Annotated in this window: 7 protein-coding genes; 4 read left to right on the top strand and 3 right to left on the bottom strand. The window is 62.6% G+C overall.

Translation table 11 applies throughout. The features are described from left to right. Positions 1-196: 196 nt before the first annotated feature. Positions 197-1513: a putrescine-ornithine antiporter gene (gene potE, locus HX821_RS15950; protein WP_003207951.1), complete on the bottom strand. Its 1317-nt coding sequence runs from the start codon at positions 1511-1513 to the stop codon at positions 197-199. Between the two features lie 50 nt (positions 1514-1563). Next, complete coding sequence (locus HX821_RS15945) at positions 1564-2460, bottom strand: AraC family transcriptional regulator (protein WP_174717787.1); 897 nt, start codon at positions 2458-2460, stop codon at positions 1564-1566. 139 nt (positions 2461-2599) lie between these two features. On the opposite strand from HX821_RS15945, the gene HX821_RS15940 reads away from it, so the two are divergent. The 3 genes from HX821_RS15940 to HX821_RS15930 are packed head-to-tail and all read left to right on the top strand — an operon-like array spanning position 2600 to position 4735. Then, positions 2600-3343 carry an SDR family NAD(P)-dependent oxidoreductase gene (locus HX821_RS15940; protein ID WP_177036028.1) on the top strand — a complete coding sequence of 248 codons (744 nt, stop codon included), beginning with the start codon at positions 2600-2602 and terminating at the stop codon, positions 3341-3343. Between the two features lie 16 nt (positions 3344-3359). After that, positions 3360-3761 (top strand): VOC family protein, encoded by a 402-nt coding sequence (locus HX821_RS15935; protein WP_177036027.1) that lies wholly within the window; start codon positions 3360-3362, stop codon positions 3759-3761. Further along, positions 3758-4735: a trans-acting enoyl reductase family protein gene (locus HX821_RS15930; RefSeq protein ID WP_177019462.1), complete on the top strand. Its 978-nt coding sequence runs from the start codon at positions 3758-3760 to the stop codon at positions 4733-4735. The genes HX821_RS15935 and HX821_RS15930 overlap by 4 nt, the downstream gene beginning before the upstream one ends. A gap of 19 nt (positions 4736-4754) precedes the next feature. Here the strand turns inward: HX821_RS15930 and HX821_RS15925 are convergent, their stop codons facing one another. Continuing rightward, positions 4755-5624 carry an AraC family transcriptional regulator gene (locus HX821_RS15925; protein WP_177022736.1) on the bottom strand — a complete coding sequence of 290 codons (870 nt, stop codon included), beginning with the start codon at positions 5622-5624 and terminating at the stop codon, positions 4755-4757. A 147-nt stretch (positions 5625-5771) separates the two neighbouring features. On the opposite strand from HX821_RS15925, the gene HX821_RS15920 reads away from it, so the two are divergent. Further along, on the top strand, positions 5772-6521 hold the full coding sequence (locus HX821_RS15920; RefSeq protein ID WP_177022737.1) for an SDR family NAD(P)-dependent oxidoreductase: 750 nt from the start codon (positions 5772-5774) through the stop codon (positions 6519-6521).

Genomic DNA, 6521 nt, shown 5'->3' with positions numbered 1-6521 from the left:
GATGCGGCGACCCGACAAGCCAGCTCCCACATTTGAACCGTGCCCGCTTTAGCTTTTGATTTTGATCTTAGGCACTCCGAGCCTAAGCGAGGAGCCGAGTGGTGGGGCAAGAGCGTTTTGCTTACTTTTGCGCTTTTCAAAAGTGAGCCGCTGTAAGAGCGGAACCAATCTCAGCCATCACCAAAATAACGGATATTCACCCACCACCGGCCGTGATAAACCGCCGCGCCAAAAATCCATACAACAGATACCCAAACGCCAACACCAGCGTCGCACCAAACACCGCCTCCTCACCACACGCATAAATCGCATACAGCGAATACCCCACGGCAATCAGCAACACCGTGGTATTGCGTGCATAAATCGAGGCCGCCACCCGCGCTTTGTGCATCATCACCAGCAGCCCGGTCAGCGCGGTGACGTAAGGAATCAAATTGGTCACCACCGCCAGGTTCACCAACTTGCCGAACTGCGCACTGGCTGTGGGCGAGATGGTCGACAAGGCAATCAAGCTCTGCAACGCCGCGCAGGCAATCAGCCCCAACACCGGCGCGTGGGCGCGGCTGACCCGGCTGAAGAAGCGCGGAAACAGACGCTGGTCCGCCGACATCTTGGCCGTTTGCGCCAGGGTGAATTGCCAGCCCAGCAGCGAGCCGATGCACGCCACTACCGCCAGGGCCATGATGATATCGCCCACCAGCGGCGTGAAGATCTGCGCATACACCAGGGCAAACGGCGCGGAAGACTCGGCCAGTTCGGCGTTAGGCACGATGCCCTGGATCACGCTGGTGGACAGCACATACACCAGCGCCGCGCCGAGGGTGCCCAGCAGGCAGGCCAGCGGCACGGTGCGCTTGGGGTCTTCCACCGCGTCATAGCCCTGGGCCGCGGACTCCATGCCGAGGAAGGCCCAGAGGGTCAGCGGGATACTCGCGCCAATCGCATCCCACAGTTGCAGTTGGTTGGGGTTCCAGGCATCGCTGAACACCTCCGTCTTGAAATAGAACCAGCCGATCACGCTCAAGCCCGCCACGGGAATGATCACGCCCCACACCGTGATCACGCCGATCCGCCCGGTCAGGCGCGGCCCGCCGAAGTTGGCCACGGTAGTCAGCCAGATCAGCCCGAGGGTGCCGATGAATAAGGGGATGGGGCCGCTGCCCAGCCACGGGATGAAGGACGACAGGTAGCCCACCGCCGAAATCGCAATCGCCACATTGGCGATGATCAGCGACAGGAAATACAGGAACGAACACAGGAAGAACCCGGACTTGCCGTGGGCCTCTTCGGTGTAGGCCGACATGCCGCCGGTGCGGGTGCAGAAGAGGCCGCACTGGGCAAAACAGTACGCGATCGCCATCGAGCCCACGGCGGTGATCAGCCACGACAGCAGCGAAATCGCACCCAATTGCGCCATGCTGGCGGGCAGCATGATGATGCCCGAGCCCATCATGTTGATCGCCACCAGGGTGGTCAGGCCCATCAGGCTCATCTTTTTGCTTGGCTCGGCCATCGGCAACTCCTTGTCGTGGGGGCGTGCGATGGCAGGCTAGCACGTTGTGGTCAGCGTGCCTTCGGGCTCCGGTTTTCTCCGAGGATTCGCGCGGCATCGCGAGCCGGCGGCAGGCCGAACACCCGGGCGTAATCGCGGCTGAACTGAGTGGCGCTTTCATAGCCGACTTCGAAGGCGGCGCTGGTGACGTTCCTGGCGCCGCCCACCATCAGCGTGCGCGCCTGTAGCAGGCGCACGCGCTTCTGGTACTGCAACGGGCTCAGGTTGGTGACGGCCTTGAAGTGGCGGTGAAAGGCCGACACGCTCATTGCGGCTTTCTGTGCCAGGGCTTCGACCCGGATCGGTTCGGCGAAGTCTCGGCGGATCCACTGGATGGCCTGGCTCACCCGGGCCATGGCGGTGTCCGGCGCGGCGATTTCACGCAGCATCCAGCCGTGGGGGCCTTGCAATACGCGGTAGAGGATCTCGCGCTCGTATACCGGTGCGAGGGCTGTGATCGCCTCAGGGTTGCCCATCAGCCGCAGCATGCGCAGCCAGGCGTCCATCAGTTCGGGGGTGACGGCGGCCACGGAAAAACCCGCATCGTGGTCGTAGCGCCCGGCAGGTTTGGGCAAGTCGCTCAGTAGCGTCGCGAGTACCGTCGGGTCGAGGGTCAGGCTGACCGCCAGGTAGGGTTCGCCGGTCACCGCCGGGTGCACGGTGCCCACGGCGGGCAGTTCGATGGACATCACGAAATAGGTCGCCGGGTCGTATCGCAGCGTGCGATCACCCACCGTCATGGATTTGCTGCCCTGCAGGATCAGGTTGATCATCGGGTCGTACACCGCGGCCAGCATGTGCTCGGGAATCGCGCCCTGGACCATGGCCACTCGCGGGATGCCGGTTTCAGTGCGGCGGTTTTCAGCCTTGGCGGCCAGGGTACGCAGTTCGATCAGTTGTGTGTTCATGCCGGGCATGCTGAGCGCCCAGGTGTGCCCTGTGCAAGCAAAAAGCAGAAACAGGCAGGTTTCGAGCAGGAACGGCTGCGTCGGCGCAGGCGCGCAAGCCTACTGTGGTGACTCATTTGAGCAAGCAGTGGAGCCACACATGGGCGTTATCCTCATTACCGGCGGCAGCCGTGGCATTGGTGCCAGCACCGCAGAACTGTGTGCCCGGCAAGGCATGGGCGTGATCCTGACCTACAACAATCATCCAGAGGCCGCCCAGGCGGTTGTGCAGCGGATCGTATCGGCGGGCGGCAAGGCGGTCGCGCTGCCATTGGACGTGGCCGACATCAGTTCCTTCCAAGGTTTTGGCGAGGCGGTAAAGCAGGCGTTATCGGCCACCTGGGGTGTGAGTGGGTTGAATGGCCTGGTGAATAACGCCGGTTATGGACTGTTCAATCCCATGGAATCGGTCACCGTGGCTCAGTTCGACGGCCTGCTGAATGTGCACCTCAAAGGGCCGTTTTTCCTGACTCAAACCCTGTTGTCGCTGCTGCAAGCCCACGCCTGCATCGTCAACCTCACCAGCGCGACAACTCGCGTCTCCACCGCTGGCGTAGCACCTTACGCAGCCTTCAAGGGCGCGCTGGATGTACTCACCCGTTACATGGCCAAGGAGTTTGGCGAGCGGCATATCCGTGCAAATGCCGTCTCTCCGGGAGCCATCCGCACCGAACTGGGCGGCGGGCTCAATGATGAGTTCGAAGCGCTGCTGGCTGCACAAACCGCCCTTGGTCGGGTTGGGGAGCCAGAGGACGTGGCGCGTGTGATCGCCATGTTGCTGTCTGACGAAGGCCGCTGGATCAATGCCCAGACGATCGAGGTCGCGGGCGGCTACATCATCTGAAGAGCGAGGCGACAGCATGCTGGATCATATCTTTTTGTCGGTCAGCGACATTCAACGCTCCATCGATTTCTACCAGGCCGCACTGGCGCCGCTGGGCATCACCACGCGCCACGACTACGACGGCAAGGACGGCCCGCCGGGCCACCCGGACCTCAAGGGGTTCGGCGCGAACGGGCGGATCTTCTTCTGGTTGCGCGAGGGCGCGGTCGAGGGCAGGGCGGTGCATGTGGGGTTCGTCGCCGGCAGCCGGGTCGAGGTCGATGCGGCTTACCTGGCGGCGATGAACGCGGGCGCCGTCGACAATGGAGCCCCTGGGGCACGATTGCACTATGACCCGAACTACTACGCGGCCAACGTGCTGGACCCTGACGGCTACAGCCTGGAATTTGTCTACAAGAACTGGCAGCACGTCCAATGAAAACCTTAATGATCTACGGCGCCACGGGCTACACCGGACGCATGGCGGCCGAAAACGCCAAGGCACACGGGCTGGACCTGGTGATCGCCGGGCGCAACCGCCAACGGCTGGAACCGCTGGCTGCGCAACTGGGTGTGCCGTACCGAGTATTCAGCCCGGACACCCTGGAAACGGACGCCCTGGATGGCATCGACGTGCTGTTGAACTTCGCGGGGCCGTTTGCGCAGACGGCGGGCGCGCTGATGCAGGCGTGTATTGCAGCAGGCGTCGACTACCTGGACATCACCGCCGAAATCAACGTTTACCGCTTGGCAAGGCAACTGGGCGCGCGTGCAGCTGAGGCAGGCGTCATGCTGTTGCCCGGGGTTGGCTGGGACGTGGTGCCGACGGATTGTCTGGCGATGCATGTGGCGCGCCGTGTTCAGAACCCGCAGTCGCTGAAAGTCGCGCTGCAGGTCGCCGGTCCCATGTCCCGGGGCTCGGCCTTGAGCGTGGGTGAAATCATCGGTGCGGGGCTCCTGGTGCGGGTGGACGGGCAGCTCATCGCTACCCCGGATGCACAACCGCAGTTCATGGATTTTGGCGATGGCCCGGTACTGTGTGCGCCGCTGTCCTTTGGTGATTTGGTGACGGCGTGGCATTCCACGGGCATCCCGAATATCGCCATGTTCGTGCACATCAGCGGCGATGCGTTTCCCGAGGGTGACCTGTCACAACTGCCCGACGGCCCCAGTCTTCAACAGCGTGAGGCCCATCGTGCCCGGGCAGTGGCAGAAGTCACAGGGGCCGATGGCCGGGTGGTGCGCTCGGTGATCGAGACCGTCAACGGCTACACCTACACGCCATTGGCGGCGGTGGAGGCGGCACGCCGGGTGTTGGCCGGTGAACGCCAACCGGGGTTCGCAACGCCGGGGCGAGTGTTGGGTATGGGGTTTGCCGAAACCATCGCGGGTACCACGATTATTGACGTGTAAGCCAATCACCGGACCCTCGTCACCCGCCAGGCGCCTTGAACCTGGCGGCATCACGCCCCGGCGGCAAGCCAAATAGCCGGGCATATTCGCGGCTGAACTGTGAGGCGCTTTCATAACCGACGCTGAATGCAATCGACGCTGCATCCTTGGTGTCGAACAGCAGCAACCAGCGTGCCCTGAGCAGGCGCAGGCGTTTCTGGTACTGAATCGGGGTCATGGCCGTAATGGCTTTGAAGTGCCGATAGAACGCCGCGACGCTCATGTCGGACATGGCGGCCAATGGCTCAACGCGAAAGGGTTGATTGAAATGCTGGCGAATCCACTCGGTCGCGCGGCGGATCTGCGCCAGGCGGCCGTCGGGACGGGCCATGTCCAGTAACGTTGCCCGTAGCGGGCCCTGCAAGACCCGAAACAGAATCTCCCGCTCGATCATCGGCGCCAATACCGCAACTTCGCTGGGCCGGTCCATCAGCCGCAGCATGCGCAGCCAGGCATCGATCAGCTCGGCGGGTGCAGGTACGGCGGCAAAGCAACTGTCGGTCGTGCGCTCGCCGGTTTCGATCTCGTCGGCCAATAGCGTGGCGATCACGTTGTGGTCCAGGGTCAGGCTCAGAGCCAGATAAGGCAGCCCCGGGGCGCAGGGGTGAATCTGGCCGGTGGCGGGTACCTCGACGGGCACCACGAAATAGCTGGCGGGCCCGTAGGTTTGCTCCTGGTCACCTATCCACAAGGTCTTCGAACCTTGCAGGACCAGGTGCAGCATCGGCTGGTAGACCTGATCGGCACAGGCTTCGGCCCGCACCATCGTCACACGCGGCAAGCCGGTATCAGTCCATTGGTTGCCAGCACGCATGACCAGGCTGCGCAGTTCATCGAGTTGATTGTTCATGGCGTTGAACATGAGGCACGCCGCCGGGCAACGCAAGCCAGGCGAGAAGAATAGGCAAGCACGGGAGAAGAACCGGCAACCGCTGCATCCGCTGCGGCCTGAATACTGTAGGCAAGCGGTATCACTTATCCTTTGGAAGGTCACATCATGAAGCTCGACGGAAAAATCGCAGTTGTTACCGGCGCCTCAAAAGGCATCGGCGCAGGTATCGCAAAGGCACTGGGCGCAGCGGGGGCCACGGTGGTGGTCAACTATTCATCCAGCAAAGCCGAGGCCGATGGGGTGGTGGCGCAGATCCAGGCCGACGGCGGCAACGCAATGAGTGTTCGGGCCGACATGAGCCTGGCAGCCGACGTGATTCAACTATTCGACACCATCAGAAGCGAATATGGTCGCCTGGACATCCTGGTCAATAATGCCGGTGTCGCGGTGTTCCAGATGATCGAGGACTTGACCGAAGAGGCGTTCCATCGCCAGTTCAACCTCAATGTACTGGGGTATCTCCTGGCTGCTCGGGAAGCCGTCAAGTTGTTTGGCCAAGGGGGCAGCATCATTAATATCAGCTCGATCCTCAGCACCGATCCCTACCTGGCCTCCAGCGTCTACTCGGCGACCAAAGGCGCGGTGGATACGCTGACCTTCGCCTTGGCGCGTGAACTGGGGCCGAAGGGGATCCGGGTCAATTCGATCCTTCCGGGGCATACAAATACGCCGGCCACCGCCGGCAATTTTGCCGGTGAATTTGGCCAGCAGCTTATCGCCGGCACGCCGCTGGGGCGCTTTGGCGAGCCGGATGATATCGCGCCGGTTGCGGTGTTCCTGGCGTCCGACGACGCCCATTGGGTCACCGGCGAATCCATTCGCGTTTCGGGTGGGGTGCGTGGCGTGGGTTACTGA

The organism is Pseudomonas sp. B6001 (genome assembly GCF_013386015.1).
Classification (GTDB): Bacteria; Pseudomonadota; Gammaproteobacteria; order Pseudomonadales; family Pseudomonadaceae; genus Aquipseudomonas.
This window is presented reverse-complemented; position numbering and strand designations above follow the sequence as displayed.

Excerpts from the sequence above, each read along its gene's own strand:
- HX821_RS15930 (WP_177019462.1), top strand. The coding sequence starts at position 3,758 with ATGAAAACCTTAATGATCTACGGCGCCACGGGCTACACCGGACGCATG.
- HX821_RS15925 (WP_177022736.1), bottom strand. The coding sequence starts at position 5,624 with ATGAACAATCAACTCGATGAACTGCGCAGCCTGGTCATGCGTGCTGGC.
- HX821_RS15945 (WP_174717787.1), bottom strand. The coding sequence starts at position 2,460 with ATGAACACACAACTGATCGAACTGCGTACCCTGGCCGCCAAGGCTGAA.
- HX821_RS15940 (WP_177036028.1), top strand. The coding sequence starts at position 2,600 with ATGGGCGTTATCCTCATTACCGGCGGCAGCCGTGGCATTGGTGCCAGC.
- HX821_RS15935 (WP_177036027.1), top strand. The coding sequence starts at position 3,360 with ATGCTGGATCATATCTTTTTGTCGGTCAGCGACATTCAACGCTCCATC.
- HX821_RS15920 (WP_177022737.1), top strand. The coding sequence starts at position 5,772 with ATGAAGCTCGACGGAAAAATCGCAGTTGTTACCGGCGCCTCAAAAGGC.
- potE (WP_003207951.1), bottom strand. The coding sequence starts at position 1,513 with ATGGCCGAGCCAAGCAAAAAGATGAGCCTGATGGGCCTGACCACCCTG.